11 protein-coding genes and 1 pseudogene are annotated in these 15,779 nt (G+C 41.5%); 7 read left to right on the top strand and 5 right to left on the bottom strand.

Annotation, left to right across the window (positions count from 1 at the left end; all coding sequences use genetic code 11):
• The first annotated feature begins 7 nt into the window (after window positions 1–7).
• From AACZ73_RS10550 to AACZ73_RS10525, 6 genes are all read left to right on the top strand, one after another.
• On the top strand, window positions 8–1,525 hold the full coding sequence (locus AACZ73_RS10550) for a SusD/RagB family nutrient-binding outer membrane lipoprotein (protein ID WP_339877649.1): 1,518 nt from the start codon (window positions 8–10) through the stop codon (window positions 1,523–1,525).
• A 55-nt stretch (window positions 1,526–1,580) separates the two neighbouring features.
• Complete coding sequence (locus AACZ73_RS10545) at window positions 1,581–2,519, top strand: RraA family protein (protein WP_339877647.1); 939 nt, start codon at window positions 1,581–1,583, stop codon at window positions 2,517–2,519.
• Window positions 2,520–2,543: 24 nt separating this feature from the next.
• Window positions 2,544–3,821: a mandelate racemase/muconate lactonizing enzyme family protein gene (locus AACZ73_RS10540; protein WP_339877645.1), complete on the top strand. Its 1,278-nt coding sequence runs from the start codon at window positions 2,544–2,546 to the stop codon at window positions 3,819–3,821.
• 46 nt (window positions 3,822–3,867) lie between these two features.
• Window positions 3,868–4,839: an RraA family protein gene (locus AACZ73_RS10535; protein WP_339877643.1), complete on the top strand. Its 972-nt coding sequence runs from the start codon at window positions 3,868–3,870 to the stop codon at window positions 4,837–4,839.
• Between the two features lie 53 nt (window positions 4,840–4,892).
• Window positions 4,893–6,377, top strand: coding sequence for a mandelate racemase/muconate lactonizing enzyme family protein (locus AACZ73_RS10530; protein ID WP_339877641.1), 1,485 nt, complete (start codon window positions 4,893–4,895; stop codon window positions 6,375–6,377).
• Window positions 6,378–6,537: 160 nt separating this feature from the next.
• Window positions 6,538–7,566, top strand: coding sequence for a bile acid:sodium symporter family protein (locus tag AACZ73_RS10525; protein WP_339877919.1), 1,029 nt, complete (start codon window positions 6,538–6,540; stop codon window positions 7,564–7,566).
• A 1-nt stretch (window position 7,567) separates the two neighbouring features.
• Here the strand turns inward: AACZ73_RS10525 and AACZ73_RS10520 are convergent, their stop codons facing one another.
• The 5 genes and pseudogenes from AACZ73_RS10520 to AACZ73_RS10500 form a co-directional block, all read right to left on the bottom strand.
• Window positions 7,568–7,987, bottom strand: coding sequence for a nuclear transport factor 2 family protein (locus AACZ73_RS10520; protein ID WP_339877639.1), 420 nt, complete (start codon window positions 7,985–7,987; stop codon window positions 7,568–7,570).
• Between the two features lie 347 nt (window positions 7,988–8,334).
• Window positions 8,335–9,201: a cation diffusion facilitator family transporter gene (locus AACZ73_RS10515; RefSeq protein ID WP_339877637.1), complete on the bottom strand. Its 867-nt coding sequence runs from the start codon at window positions 9,199–9,201 to the stop codon at window positions 8,335–8,337.
• 194 nt (window positions 9,202–9,395) lie between these two features.
• Window positions 9,396–10,640 (bottom strand): multidrug effflux MFS transporter, encoded by a 1,245-nt coding sequence (locus AACZ73_RS10510; protein WP_339877918.1) that lies wholly within the window; start codon window positions 10,638–10,640, stop codon window positions 9,396–9,398.
• Between the two features lie 213 nt (window positions 10,641–10,853).
• Window positions 10,854–11,438, bottom strand: a pseudogene (locus tag AACZ73_RS10505) (TMEM175 family protein).
• Window positions 11,439–11,480: 42 nt separating this feature from the next.
• Window positions 11,481–12,614 carry a DEAD/DEAH box helicase gene (locus tag AACZ73_RS10500; RefSeq protein ID WP_339877636.1) on the bottom strand — a complete coding sequence of 378 codons (1,134 nt, stop codon included), beginning with the start codon at window positions 12,612–12,614 and terminating at the stop codon, window positions 11,481–11,483.
• Between the two features lie 495 nt (window positions 12,615–13,109).
• Here AACZ73_RS10500 and AACZ73_RS10495 point away from each other — a divergent pair, with 495 nt between their 5' ends.
• On the top strand, window positions 13,110–15,779 hold the full coding sequence (locus AACZ73_RS10495) for a c-type cytochrome (protein WP_339877635.1): 2,670 nt from the start codon (window positions 13,110–13,112) through the stop codon (window positions 15,777–15,779).

Raw genomic sequence — 15,779 nt, 5'->3', positions numbered from 1 at the left:
ACTAGCCATGAAAAAGATATCTAAATACCTACTAATCATACTCGTGGTACTATATTCCTCGGCTTGCGATAGCAACTTCGACGAACTTAATACCAATAAAGTAAGTGCTACGGCTATTAATCCGGCATTCCAGCTAAATGCTGCGATTGTGGGATGTGCATATCCGAACGGAAGTTTGGTTTATGACATGGGAGTAGTTCAGCAGATAGTTACTCCAAATTCGGGATTAGTCTCAGGAGCAAATTATAACCAAGACAATAGAACCTTAACTCAGGAACTTTGGCAGGGATATTATAGAAATGTGATTAAAAATACCCGGGACGTAATCAGCCAAGTGGAGGATGATCCAGCACGTGCCAATCTCAAGAATATGACCAGGATTATCCAGGCGTTTGCTTTTATGGTGCTTACGGATGATTATGGAAATATCCCTTATTTCCAAGGAGGCAAAGGCTACGCAGAACAGATTTACCTTCCTGTCTATGATTCTCAGGAAGCTATTTATGCGGATTTAATAAAAGAATTGACTGAAGCTACTGCAGCTTTGGATCCTTCTGGGCCTTTAGAGTCTGCTGACATTCTATACAGTGGTGATCTGGATAAATGGAAGAATTTTGGATACTCATTGCTACTGAGAGCTGGGATGCGACTGAGTGAAGTGGATCCTACCACTGCTGCTCAAGTAGTGCAGTCAGCCGTGCAGGGAGGAGTTATTTTGACAAATGCTGATAATGCAAGAATCAACCATGACCCGAACTACACCAACCCAATCGGTAATTTTCTAAATGCCACTGAAGCTTCCAATTTCTACCTTACAAAACCATTCGTAGATTATTTGAAGAGCAGGAATGATCCTCGTCTTTCTGCAATTGCAGTTACCTATGTTGGTGCCAAATCAGGTCCTGAGCAAACGCCTGCCAATGCAACCTATGAGGCGAGTGTCCATGAAGGATTGCCTATGGGTAATGATAATGCAGGTGCTGTAAGTGCTGCATCCGCATTAGGACTTGCTAGTTTTTATGAATTCGCGCAAGCTGACAGAAGAAGAATTACCAAAAATACCGCACCTAATTTTCTTGTTACTGCTTCGCAAAATTATTTGCTCATGGCAGAGGCAAGAGAAAGAGGTTGGATCAGCACTGGCACGGTGGAAGAATATTATAATTCCGGAGTCCGAGCTCACATGAATCAACTTGGGACAGTGGATGAGGCATCTGCCATTTCTATTTCTGAAATCAATGATTATCTCCAAGAAAATCCTTTCAATCCAGCCATGGCATTGGAGCAAATCAATACCCAATATTGGGTGTCTAGTTTTCTGAATGGGCCGGAAGCTTTTGCCAATTTCAGAAGATCAGGCTATCCAGATTTGACTCCGAACCCATATCCTGGTAAGGAAGTGGATTTCATCAATAGATTGACTTATCCGAATTCTGAAATTTCAGTAAATTCTGAAAATGTACAGGCGGCTATTTCAGCTCAGGGGCCTGACAATCTTGCAACCAAAGTTTGGTGGGATAAATAATTTAAAACGGGGCTTGGATAAATTCAGGCCCCATTTTTTGTCAATAAATAAAACTATGATCAAAAGAATTACAATTACTCTTACTCTTTTGCTGTTTGGGATTGCGGGTCTTTTCGCGCAGCAGATATCAAAAGAGGAAATGCTATTTCTCACCCAGCAGTGGGAAGGAGAACGTTTCGAAGACGGCCGACCAAAGGTCTCTGACGATATTCTAAGACGGATGAAGCTTGTCACCCACGACGAAGCTTGGGCTGTTATGAAAAATGCCGGTTACAAATATCAATACGCAGATGGTTGGGGATTGCAGATCAATCCGGACAGTATACTAATTGGCAGGGCTCTGACGGCGACGTTCATGCCCGGTAGACCAGATATCCACGATGCCATCGACGAGCGTGGTAAAAAAGAAGGAAAACGAGGCCAAAACTCCTGGCCTGTAGACTTGTTGCAGCAAGGTGATGTCTATGTAGTAGATCAGTTTGCAATTCATAATGGTGGGCCGACCATCGGCGACAATGTAGGCAATGCAATTTATGCCAAATCCGGAAACGGGATAGTGTATGAAGGTGCTATTAGAGACGTAGTTGGCCTTAATGAAATAGGCGGATTTACTTCTTATGTTTCTAGCTACCATCCCTCACATCACAATCAACCCGGGGATCTAAACACAATGTTAATAGGAATCAATAAGCCAACCCGAATTCACCAAGTAACGGTAATGGCCGGAGATGTAGTGCTAGGCAGAGACGGAGGAGTGTCTTTCATTCCGGCACATTTGGCTGAGAAGGTAGTGGTGACTTCCGAGGTTGTCCGCTTGAGGGATATGTTTGGTCACGAGCGACTAAGAGAGGGTATTTACACCGCAGGACAAATTGATACCCGGTGGTCAGATGAGATCGAAAAGGATTTCTCCCAATGGCTCAATGATCATATCGATGAACTTCCCATAGCCAGAGAACAGATTCAGGAAATATTGAAAAACAGAACTTGGTAAACTCTTACAACTCAAAATAATCAGATGAAAAACAAAAATTCAAGAAGGTCCTTTCTTCAAAAAGGAGCGGCAGTGGGATTGACCGGAGCCGGAATGTTATCCACTTTTGGGCAAGGGCTAAGTGCAGCAGTAACGAAGCAAAATCCATATTCAAATCCTGCTGACCTCAAAATTACTGATGTAAAATGTGGTTTTGTAAGAGGAGCAGTTTACGTGAAAGTCTATACAAATCAAGACGTGTGGGGATGTGGAGAGGCCGTGGATGCAATTCATGGATCATATTATTTAGTAAAGCGATTAGGAGAGCAGCTTAGAGGACAAAATCCACTCAATCCAAATCGTCTAGCTGAGCAAGTCCGTAAGGGAGCGTTTTTTGGTGGAGCCCAGTCAGGTGTCTTCGTAGCTGTGCTTACCGCAATAGAAACAGCACTTTGGGATATTACAGGTAAAGTATTTGGCATACCTGTTTATCAGCTTTTGGGGGGTAAGTTCCGGGATAAAATCCGTGTTTATTGCGATACTGCGCTTTACACTTCTACTAATCCTAGTCCGGAAGATTATGCTACAGCTGCAAAGGATGCTGTTTCCCGCGGATATAATGCGGTAAAATTTGATGTGGACGACGGAAGGGATCCTAATAAATACGACCGTTTTAACTGGACAGCGAGTCCTGCAGAAATAGATAGAATGTACAATGCTATCGCTGCGGTGAGAGAAGCAGTGGGCCCTAATATAGATATATGTGTAGACATGCATGGAAGGTATGATGCAGTCACTGGGATGAAAATGGCAAAAATGTATGAGCCGTTGGACTTGATGTTTCTTGAAGAACCCATACCAGCAGATAATCCTGAAGTGTATAAGCATATTACCCAAGAGACTAGTACACCGATCTGTGCAGGGGAAAATATCTACCTCGCATATGGATTTACGAAACTATTGTCTGATGGAGCCCTGAATATCATCATGCCTGATTTGCAAAAAGCAGGTGGGCTAGGTGAAGCGCAGCGCATAGCTAATTTGGCAAATTTATATTATGTGCCTTTTTCACCACACATGGTAGCTTCTTTTCTCGGAGCTATGGCCAGTTGTCATGTATGTGCTTCCGTACCGAATTTCCAGATAATGGAATGGCAGATCTATATGGACAAAGATGATCTCTGGAAAGACATCGTGACCTACGATGGACCAAGAACGGAAAACAGTTTCATTACAATTTCTGAAAAGCCTGGAATAGGAGTGGAAATCAATGAAGAAGGAATGAAAAAATATGCAGTTCCAGGAATCCCATTCTTTGAGTGATCAGAGTTAAGATATTTGATTGAAAAACCTTAAACCCTTAATACTAATGAATTCAATTTTATCACCTAAGACTATAAAAACGTCGCTGTGTGTACTTGCTTTTTCATGTTCACTCCTCCTATCAAACAAAGAAGCAACTGCTCAAAATGTAGGGTCTTCTCCTGAATATATCAAAGCACTAACAGCGGAATGGACTGGGGAGAGATTTCCGGATGGAAGACCAAAGGTCTCCGATTCTATTTTGGAAAGACTAAAAAATATCTCCATCGAAGAAGCGTGGGGAGTGCTGCGTAACAAAGGATATCAAAATCAATACGAAGGCGAATGGCAAATTATGCTACCGGATGAAGCTATGACTGGGAGAGTAGTTACCGCTCAATACATGCCGCTAAGACCGGATATGGAAAAGCAAGTCAAAGACCAGGGAGTGGAAAAGGAAGGTAGATCTCCTAAAGGTGGAACAAACTCGTGGCCTATCGATATCTTGACAAATGGTGATGTATACGTGGCGGACGGCTATGGTAAAATTGTTGATGGTACGCTCATCGGAGATAATCTTGGAAATGCAATCTATGCTAAATCTCAGCGAGGAGTGATTTTTAACGGATCTGTTAGAGATCAGGAGGGACTTTCCGAGATAGAAGGATTTAATGCTTGGATGAAAGGACAAGACCCATCCTACATTCAGCAAATGATGCTCACATCCATCAATGCTCCGATTAGAGTTGGTCGTGCCACAGTTCTTCCCGGAGATGTGGTTTTGGCAAAAAAATACGGGGTGATTTTCATACCTGCCTATTTGGTGGAGGATCTTGTTTTGACTTCTGAAGTGACAGGCCTTCGGGATGAATTTGGACATCAAAGACTTCGGGAAGGTAAATATCTCGCAGGTCAGATTGATAGCCAATGGACTGAAGAGATCAAGAAAGACTTTTTGGATTGGCTGAACAATTATCCCGGAAAACTGCCTATGACAAAAGCTGAGTTAGATAATTACCTCAAAGAGCGGAATTACTAATACCATTTTTCGATAGGATTAAAATACTCAATAACCCAATAACCCATTTGATTATGAAGAATACATTACAAAACCTCATTCAGAAGAACAAGGAGCAGGAGCGAACCTATGCTGCCCAACGGCAATCAGAAATCGATAACCCATTTACAAAAGACAATAGGAGAGACTTTTTAAAGAAAACAGCACTTGGCGGGCTGAGTCTAACTGCACTGATGGGACTTAGTATCGAAGATACCATGGCAGAAACGACTAAGAATGTACGACGTGCCTCCGCACCTTCGGATCTTAAAATCACTGATCTTCGCTATGCGCATACTGCGGTGATGGGAGGAACGGCTATTCTCCGAATCGATACAAATCAAGGAATTTATGGATTGGGTGAAGTACGGGATGGAGCAGATCCCAAATATGCATTGATGCTAAAAAGCCGGATTTTAGGTGAGAATCCATGTAACGTAGAGAAAATATTCAAAATCATTAAACAGTTCGGGGGTCAATCCCGTCAAGCAGGAGGTGTCTGCGGTGTGGAAATGGCGCTTTGGGATCTTTGTGGAAAAGCTTACAATGTTCCAGCTTGGCAATTACTTGGAGGAAGGTACAGGGATTCGATTAGGCTTTATGCTGACACCCCGGAATCAAGCTCACCAGAAGAGCAGATGAAGCTAATCAAATATAGAACCGAAGAGCAAGGATACACTTGGTTAAAGATGGACGTTTCTATAGGAGAGATTATGGATATTCCTGGGTGCCTCGTGAATCCAGAGATTTTTAAAAATGGAAGAAGCCAATGGTCTGGGGGATATATGTCTTATGGAAATACGGCTCACCCATTTACCGGAGTTCAGATTACTGAAAAAGGCCTGGATGAACTTGCCAAAATTGTGGATCATGTACGTGGAATGGTCGGATATGAAATTCCACTTTCAACAGATCACTACGGACATTTTGACTTAAATAACTGTATCCGACTTGGACAAGCACTAGATAAATATCGCTTGGCGTGGTTGGAGGATATGGTTCCTTGGCAAATGTGGCAACAACATAAGACCATTACGGATACACTGAATACACCAACTACAACGGGTGAGGATATTTATCTTCTTCAGTACTTTAAAGATCTGATCGATAACCACGCAGTGGATATTATACATCCTGATTTGGCTTCTTCAGGAGGACTTTTGGAAACTAAACGAATCGCGGATTACGCTGAAGAAAAAGGAATCTCAATGGCAATGCACCAAGCTGGAACCCCTGTGTCTTTTATGGCAAATGTGCATTGTGCCGCAGCAACTCAAAATTTTCTTGCACTGGAGCATCACTCAGTGGATGTGCCTTGGTGGGAAGATATGGTCACCATGACGGGCGGGGGGAAAATGATTGATAAGGGCTATGCGCCAGTTCCCTTGGACTCTCCAGGATTGGGAATTGAACTGAATGAAGAGGTAGTCAAAGCGCACTTACATCCATCGGATAACTCATATTTTGCTCCTACGGATATGTGGAACGAAAAGCGCTCTCATGACAGGACCTATAGTTAATAATACCTATTTTACCTATTGATAGACCCGGAAGCTAGTGCCGTGCTGGTTTTCGGGTTGTTTTCAAATTATTGTTACCCAAAATACCGCCGTTTTGAATCCTAAAATCACCAAAATACTATCTATTGTCACAGGGATAATATTCCTAGCTGCCCTCGGGATGAGTATCTTCTCTGATATCTCAGATGCAGGTATTCTCTGGATTAGTTTTTTCTTTATCTGCGCGATTGCATTCCTAGGCAGCCCTAAACTAAAAGGATATGCCTATTCCATGATGATTTTCGGGTCAGTGGCATTGGCACTATATTTCCCTGGATATTTTATTGAATATGATGGATTTAAATTCAGCGCTTTGATCGTTCCCCTCATTCAAATAATCATGTTTGGAATGGGGACTTCGATGAGCGTAAGGGATTTTTTGGGTGTGGTCAAAATGCCAAAAGGAGTCATCATAGGCGTTCTTTGCCAATTTACTATTATGCCCTTCATAGGATATACACTTGCAAAAATGAGCGGATTTCCTCCTGAGATAGCTGCTGGGATGATTTTGATCGGTTGTTCCCCAAGTGGAATGGCATCCAACGTAATGGCATTTCTGGCTAGAGCAAACTTAGCGCTCTCTATTACCGTCACTTCAGTCACCACGTTATTGGCACCTTTTGTTACTCCATTTTTGATGGGTTGGCTAGCTGGTGAGTTTGTAGCCATCGACGTAGTAGAGATGATGTTTAGTATTGTGAAAATGGTGATCATACCGATCGGTGCAGGATTGCTGTTTAATTACTTCCTTCGTGGAAAAGCTAAATGGCTGGATGATCTTATGCCTATAATTTCCATGGCAGCCATTGCATTGATTCTGGTAGTGATAGTCGCTGCGGGTAGAGATAGTCTTCTGGATATTGGTCCACTTTTGATCGTACTGGTAGTTGCCCATAATCTCTTGGGATATGTGCTTGGTTATTGGGCGAGCAAATTATTTAAACTAAACGAAAAAGATTGCCGAACCATCGCTATTGAGGTGGGAATGCAAAATGGAGGACTAGCCTCCGGAATTGCAAAGGAGATGGGAAAGATTGCGACAGTTGGTTTAGCACCTGCCGTGTTTGGTCCATTTATGAACGTAAGTGGTTCCATACTAGCTTCCTATTGGCATAAGAAACCGATAGAAGAGGAAGAAATCTCTAAATGATTTATGGCAGCTTGTAAGCCTGTCGAGCCAGTAATTTCCACTGGCTCTTTTCTTTTTTCCAAACCAGTATTACCCCAATTTTTATAGAATTCGTAGTACCTCCATCCAAAACATCTGCGACCAAATTATGCCGCACGATGGCCACATCTTTTTCAACTTGTATTTTTTGATCTTCGAATTCAACTTTTGCAAAATCCGATGCACCGCTGATTAGAGCTTCTATAAATTGCGCTTGGTTTTCAAGCTTTCCACTGGAATGTCCATAGCTTAGGTTAATTGAGCTGATTTCACTCAAATTGTCAACAGTGGGGTCTATTAATGCCAGACGGAGTTTTTCTACTTGGGAAGCCACTTCCTTATCTGTTTGCGCAAAAGCAAGAGTGGTATATAGAAAAAGGGCAATACTGAAAATGGTTTTCATGGGTTTGTTGATATTAAAATTTAAAGAATTTATGTACTTCCTGTATCGATGTGATACTGACTATCAAGATACTAAAATTGATGAATAGATGAGGAGTGAATGGGCGGATATCGCTTCAATATCCAGTGCTAAGATATTTCTCATGTTCAGCCTTATTTTCGAATTTGATAATGAGACAAAAACGAGTTGGGAGTGACCTCACAGAATTTTCTACCATTTAAAAAAAAACCAATTTTTTAGAGACTCTGAAATGCATTTCTACCGTTTCTCTTTATTTCAAAAATCACATTTCATTGAAGTTGACCTATTAAATGTAGTTATAGGCAAAGTTGCATTGCAATAACATGCTAGTAAGGTTCGATATGGATCAAGACATTTCCAAGTTCGGGGATCACTTTGCAAAGTTTGTCTTTCAGCTCATGTGAAATATCATGTCCCTGAGTAACGGTTAACTCACCCTCCACCAAAGCATGTAAATCAACATGATATTCCATACCGGCTTTTCGGATAAAGCACTTTTCAGTGCCTTTGACTCCCGGAACAGTGAGCGAAATCTGTCGTATTTGCTCAGTTAATTCATCGTAATTGTTTTCATCCATCACTTCGCTGAGCGCCGGGCGGAAGATTTTATAGCAGTTATAAAGAATGAAAACAACCGCAAGAAGAGCTGCATAATCATCCGCTTCTTCAAATCCTTCACCACCAAAAATCGCTATAGTGATTCCGATAAATGCAGCGACAGAGGTGATGGCATCGCTTCTATGATGCCAAGCCTCTGCTTTGAGCGAACTACTTTTTAGCTTTTTACTCCGTGACATGACCACTTGAAAAGAGATTTCCTTCCAGATAATAATACCAGCGAGGACGATCAGAGTAAATGGTTTTGGGATTTCATGTGGAGTAATTATATGCTGGTAAGCTTGCCAAGCGATGGTTACTGCTGAGATGACCAGAAAAACTACTACCAGAAACGTAATCAAAGGCTCAGCCTTTCCATGCCCATAGGGATGGTTTTCATCTGCTGGTCGGGCCGAATATTTCAATCCAAAAAGTACGAGCACAGATGCGAATATATCTACTACTGATTCGATACCATCTGCTATTAGCGCGTAAGAATTGCCCAGTATCCCGCTAATAAATTTTATCGTTGCGAGTGCGACATTGCCGAGCATGCTGAAAATGACTGTTCTTACTGCAAGATTTGAGTTACTCATGGAGGAAAAAGGACTGGGAATGGCAAAAGTAGGGATTATCTTTTTTAGGATTGGAATAGATTAGATATCAAATGAGTGCCTTTTGCCTAACAGTTACCCTCCTTATGAAAGGAGATGAATAGATGATTTTGGATTTGAAAAAAAAAATCAGGAACTCATTAATGGTTCCTGATCAAGTCTAATAGGTCATATTTTTATGATGCAAATGCTTCGTTGCGCCTCTGTCTACTTATTGTCCCCGGAAGTCGCTGATCCATTTTCAGAACGATAAATCCTCCAAAGGCACATATTGCCATTCCAACCACCATAGGGAATGCTGAAGTAGCATGGAACAAACTGACAATCGCTGTTACTATTCCTCCTATGGCCATGCGCATACTTCCCAGCATGGCAGATGCTGATCCGGCATTTTTGGAAAATGGAGCCATCGCAAGTGCAGTAGTATTTGGACCATTGAGGCCATGGGCTGTGAGAAATACAAACATCAGCGTAATCAAACTGTATACATTTAACAAATTGAAAAACACCCCAGTGACCAGCAATAAGCCTGTGAAACTTTGATAGTGCAGGGAGAAGTTGATGATTTGTTGAGATGAAAATTTCTTCAAAAGGATGTGGTTCAGCTGAGTGGAACCGATCATAGCAAATGCCAGAAGAGCGAATAGCCAACCAAACTGATGCTCACTTAAACCATACACGTTCATAAATACATCTGCTGAACTTGCGATGTAAGCAAACGGCGCTGCACCGGCAATACCTCCTGCCAGCATATAAACCAGAAATTGGCGATTGCTGAGAACCTTGATATAGCTATCCCAAACCTTTTTCGGTTTCAAAGAAACCTCCCTGTCTGGAAGAGCTCCGGCTGGAAGAACTACTACGGTAGCTAACCATATCAAAGCTGTCAGTGCAGCAAGGATGATGAATACCCAATGCCAATCGTAAGCAGCAGTCACAAATCCACCCAAAGTTGGAGCAATCATGGGAGAAACAGCGATCACTAATACGAGAAGAGACATCGCCTGGGCAGTTTTCTCTACAGGGAAAATATCCCTTACTATAGCTTGAGCAGATACCATACCTGCACATCCTCCGATAGCCTGAAGAAATCGCATGAAAATCAGATTTTCTACAGATTGGGATAAAGCACATCCAATGGATGCAAGTATATATATTGCTAATCCTGCATACAACGGTTTTTTGCGTCCGTATTTATCCAAAAGAGGTCCATAAAATAGCTGGCCAATTGCAATCCCGACTAGATATGCAGTAAGTGAAAGCTGAATGTTAGATATAGGAGTATTTAAGGTTTCTGCCATCTCTGGAAAACCTGGGAGGTACATGTCTATAGAAAAGGGGCTAATTGTACACAAGGCACCTAGTACCAGGACAATTTTAAAGTATTCCGTTTTGCTGTATTTCTTTTCCACCCTAAAAATATTTTGATCTATAAATTTTGACTATCTGAGGCTAACAGGGGTGAATGTTAATGAGTTCGTAAATATCTTGTTATTTTTTTATGAAATGATTAGCCTGAATTAGAATATGTTGAAGAATCTTTGATCTGAATTTGTTTAATTTAAAAAGTGCAGAAAGCGAATCTGAAGATTTTGTCTCACAATAGGATTGCAGAATAATAGATTTTGTTAAAATTATTCTTTTTCAACATCAATAATCTTTTCAATTCTCAGATCTGGAATAAGCCACATCAAAGCAACAAATGCATAAATTGCTTCTGAAATGGCCGGATTTATCCATGTAGCGCCAATCGCCAAGAGATAAAGAATTGGAGATAGTTTTCCTTTAACATCCTTGCCAACAGCCTGGGCAAGAATGGAGTTTCTTCCTTGACTATTGAGTATAATTCTTTCTAAGATGAAATACGCGGCTGCAGACATCAATAATACAAATCCATATACTGCCGTTGGAAGAGCTGCAAAGTGATTTTCTCCCATCCAACCCGTAGAAAAGGGGATCAGGGAAAGCCAAAAAAGTAAGTGAAGGTTTGCCCACAGCAATTTACCATTTACTTTGGTAACGGTATGAAGCATGTGGTGATGGTTATTCCAGTAAATCCCTATGTATATAAAACTCAAAACATAGCTTAAAAATACTGGAATAAGCGGCCTTAAATCTCCCAATTGATCTCCATGAGGCACCTTGATTTAAAGAACCATGATGGTGATGACAATTGCCAACACGCCATCACTAAATGCTTCCAACCTGTTTTTGTTCATGAGCTATTTATCTTTCAGAGAAAGTCTTCGGGAAATTTTTGATTAAAACTCAATATCATCGATGCTTCTTAGCTGCACATGCTTCTTCATCTTCTTCTGGATAATTTTAAAGTGATGCAAATCCTCCTCTGCGATAAGAGATATTGCTTCTCCAATTGCTCCTGCACGACCGGTCCTACCAATTCTATGTACATAGTCTTTTGGAGATCTGGGTAATTCATAATTGATCACCAACGGCAGAAACTTGATGTCAATCCCTCGTGCCGCCAAATCTGTCGCCACCAGAATTCTTGTTTTACCGGATTTGAATCGATGCAAAGCTTCAGTTCTAGCTCCTTGGCTTTTGTCTCCGTGAAAGGCCAGCGCATCCACACCATTTTTATTAAGTTTGGTCACTATATTGTTTGCTGCCCGGATAGAAGAAGCGAATACCAAAATCTGTGACCAATCTCCTGAATTAATTAAATAGCGAAGGAAGGGTCCCTTTCTTTCCATAGGAACACGATATGCATATTGCTCGATAAGGTCAGGCGAAACGGTATCCGGTTCCGCAGTAATCCGAACTGGCTCATGGAGCATCTCATTGATCAAACCTTCTACGGATTCCTCACTTGTGGCAGAGAAAAGTATGTTCTGTCGTTTCTTTGGAAGTTTTTCGAGGATTTGATCGACTTCCTCTTTAAATCCCATGTTCAAAACTTTATCCGCTTCATCCAAAACCAGAATTTCCACTTGGTTTAAATTCAGGGAGTTTTTCGATAGCAAATCCAACAACCTTCCCGGAGTTGCTATCAAAATATCCGTTCCGTAGATTTTCATCATCTGAGGATTGATGGAAACTCCACCAAAAACTGCCAAGGCCTTCACAGGTCTATTAAGGAACCGTGCAAAATTCTCTGTTACTTCCGCTACTTGGCTAGCTAACTCCCTAGTTGGAACCAATACCAGAACTGGTATCATTCTACCTTTATTCTCAGCTTTTTCCTGCAGCCTTTGAAGTATAGGAAGAATATAAGAAGCAGTCTTTCCAGAACCTGTGGGAGCTATTCCCAGCACATCTTTCTTTTGCAAAATAGCTGGTATGGCTTCTATCTGTATGGGATAGGGACTATCGTAATTCGCTTTTTTGATAGCATCCAGTATTTGCTTGGAGAGTCCTAAATCTGAAAAGTTCATCTGCTTATATTTTGAGCAAAGTTAAGGCTTGGAATTAACTATTGTACTTCTTCGTTAATCTTCCTATCTGAAGATCTAGCGTAAAAGACTAAAATTCTGCATCTTGATCGGCTGGATTTTCCCTAAATGCTTATTGTAATTCATTTCTATAATAAGATTATAAGTCTTCATACTGAGTTCCTTTTTGACTTCGTGAATTATTAAAAGTTAACTTTTTAAAAGGTCGCTAGAGATTCCCGTTTTTTGATTTAGAATATTTTATTAAGGCTTCTCCATTCCAACAAACTTAGATTTCAGTAGAGTGACTGAACATGGATCCAAGAATTCCAACACCTCTTTTTTAAAACATAAATTCAAGACAGGGTTACAAGAGCTAAAAACAAACAATTTTTTAACATGATTGGCAGTTGTATGTTATCTATTCAAATAAGAAAAATGAATACTCTTAATTGGGCAAAATAGAATCCTAATCCTTCTTTTGATCAAATCTAGCTTGTGTATCAACTGAATATATCTCAAATTGTACAGATCCATTTCGAATCTCATCTGATTCACTTTGATTTCCTTCGATTTGGAATTTCTAACAAACCCAAAATCACTAGTTGTAGTATGTTGATTACCCGTATTGTTTCTTACTTTTTTATTACAACGATTCTGGCATCTTGTGCCAAAACAGTAAATGATGATCCGTCCAATCCATCTCCTGCACGATCAGCATCTGAAGAACTGGAGACTTTTCAATTGGAGGAAGGTTTTGAAATCCAGTTAGTAGCTTCGGAGCCCATGGTGGAGGAGCCGGTTTTTATCACCTTCGATGAAGATTCACGACTTTGGGTGATAGAGATGCGTGGTTTTATGACTGACACATTGGGTTCGGAGGAAGATAAGCCTATAGGCAGAATATCAGTGCTGGAAGACGAAGATGGTGATGGCATGATGGATAAAAGTACTATTTACCTGGATAGTTTGATTATGCCACGTGCTCTCGGATTCTATGCTGATGGAGTGCTTGTATCCGAAAATACCGCGCTTTATATCACTAAAGATCTTGATGGCGACCTAAAGGCGGATACAAAAGTTTTAATGGATTCTACCTATGCAGCTTCCGGTAATCCCGAGCACTCGGATAATGGCTTGCTTAGAAATGTGGACAATTGGTATTACAATGCAAAGTCCAGTTTGAGATACAAATATGAGGATGGCGAATGGATCAGAGATTCAACAGAGTTTAGGGGACAATGGGGAATAAGTCAGGACGATCAGGGCAGACTATTCTATAATTACAACTGGTCGCAGCTTCACGCAGATCTTGTTCCTCCAAATTATCTTTCCCGGAACCCAAATCATGAACCTTCCACGGGAATTGATTATGGTGTGGCAGCTGAAAGGAGAGTTTATCCTATTCGCCCAACTCCTGCAGTGAATAGAGGGTATATCCCAGGTGTTTTGGATGAAAACCAAAGCTTAGTAGAATTCACAGCGGCTTGTTCACCATTTATTTATAGAAGTACTCTTTTTCCGGAGGACTATTACGGAAATGCCTTTGTAGCAGAACCAGCTGGAAATTTAGTAAAAAGGAATGTGCTATCTCAAACAGGTGCGATTATCACCGGTAAAGACCCGCACCCCGGAAAGGAATTTTTGGCATCCACCGATGAGAGATTTAGGCCTTCTGACTTCACCACTGGACCAGATGGAGCGCTGTATATAGCTGATATGTACAGAGGCTTGATACAGCATGGAGAATATCTGACTCCGTATTTAAGCGAACAAACTGTTGGTCGTGGGCTTTTGATGCCGATTCATTTGGGTAGAATTTGGAGGATAGTGCCAAAAGGAGAGCAAACTCGTCCGGTTATTAAGCTTTCTGAAGCCAGTAATGATGAGTTGGTTCAGTTTTTATCAGATGAAGATGGCTGGTATAGAGATATGGCACAAAGACTTTTGGTCGAGCGAAATGATCCAACTGTTGGGGAAGCTTTGAAAAAACTTATTTCGAACAGAGAGGTTGGTGAATTGGGGAAATTTCACGCTTTGTGGACTTTGGAAGGACTAGGATTGTTGTCGGAGAATTTTCTGTTTACCGTCTTTGAGCAATCTTCAGGCTTGATTCAAAATACAGCACTTAGGCTACTCGAACCTTTTGCGCAGGACTCACCGGTTACCCATGCCAAGCTAGCCCAATTAATGGAAGAAGCTGCTGTTTCTGCCACTGAGCAGGAGGCTTTACAACTCGCTTTAAGCAGTTATGTGCTTGCTTTGGATGAAGAACAAAAAGTATTTTCATCACTTTTTAAAAATTATGGAGACAATCCTTTGATGCGGGATGCGATGATGAGTAGTTTGGGAGGGAAAGAGTATGCATTCTTACAAAATCTATGGGGTTCTCCTGAATGGGAAAGTCAAAGTCAGACCAAGGAAATTTTTATAGAGACACTTTCCGCCGCTATTTTGAAAAATGGAAATGGCTCAGAAGTGAATGGGCTTTTGACTATGGCAGATGTAAATGGTCGGGAGTTCGGGTGGAAAGAAAACGTATTGATATCAGGCATGTCTATTCAGGCAGGAATTATGCAGAATGCTGAACCGATTGGATTGAAATCGGAGCCATCAATTTTTAAAAGAACAGACCTTCCAATTCCTGAAAATAGACTGGGAATGCTCAAGCGCATTTTTTCCTGGCCGGGATATATACCTAGTGCTCTAATGGCTTCGGAAAACCAGCTCGATGAGAAAGCCATGATCCAATTTGCCGAAGGAAGACAGAAATTCATGGTGACCTGTGCCGGTTGTCATGGTTCAGATGGTGCCGGTGCCACAAGAATGGGTCCTCCATTGGCAGGCTCAGAGTGGGTGCTAGGAGATGAGAGAAGACTTTCCATGATCTTACTTCATGGCATAGAAGGCGCGATTGAAGTTGCCGGAAAGACCTATGATGCGCCGGACATTTTGCCTGTGATGCCTGCGCATTCCACCATGGATGATGCAAGTATTGCAGCGATTTTGACTTATGTCCGAAATGAATGGGGCAACCAAGCCACACCAATAACCGGTCGCACTGTGGCGATTACTCGGATGACATCGCAGGGAAGAGTGTATCCTTGGAGTCCTGAGGAGCTGAATGAACACATTGCTACTTTACCCAAAGAAACCCAAACCCCCTAA

The organism is uncultured Algoriphagus sp., from assembly GCF_963974835.1.
Lineage (GTDB): Bacteria > Bacteroidota > Bacteroidia > Cytophagales > Cyclobacteriaceae > Algoriphagus.
Note: the sequence above shows the minus strand (reverse complement) of the source record. Positions and strands in the feature narration are given on the sequence as shown.

Bases quoted from the DNA above. Each gene is read 5' to 3' on its own strand.
- AACZ73_RS10545 (WP_339877647.1), top strand. From the start codon at position 1,581: ATGATCAAAAGAATTACAATTACTCTTACTCTTTTGCTGTTTGGGATT.
- AACZ73_RS10530 (WP_339877641.1), top strand. From the start codon at position 4,893: ATGAAGAATACATTACAAAACCTCATTCAGAAGAACAAGGAGCAGGAG.
- AACZ73_RS10550 (WP_339877649.1), top strand. From the start codon at position 8: ATGAAAAAGATATCTAAATACCTACTAATCATACTCGTGGTACTATAT.
- AACZ73_RS10525 (WP_339877919.1), top strand. From the start codon at position 6,538: ATGAGTATCTTCTCTGATATCTCAGATGCAGGTATTCTCTGGATTAGT.
- AACZ73_RS10500 (WP_339877636.1), bottom strand. From the start codon at position 12,614: ATGAACTTTTCAGATTTAGGACTCTCCAAGCAAATACTGGATGCTATC.
- AACZ73_RS10520 (WP_339877639.1), bottom strand. From the start codon at position 7,987: ATGAAAACCATTTTCAGTATTGCCCTTTTTCTATATACCACTCTTGCT.
- AACZ73_RS10515 (WP_339877637.1), bottom strand. From the start codon at position 9,201: ATGAGTAACTCAAATCTTGCAGTAAGAACAGTCATTTTCAGCATGCTC.
- AACZ73_RS10535 (WP_339877643.1), top strand. From the start codon at position 3,868: ATGAATTCAATTTTATCACCTAAGACTATAAAAACGTCGCTGTGTGTA.
- AACZ73_RS10540 (WP_339877645.1), top strand. From the start codon at position 2,544: ATGAAAAACAAAAATTCAAGAAGGTCCTTTCTTCAAAAAGGAGCGGCA.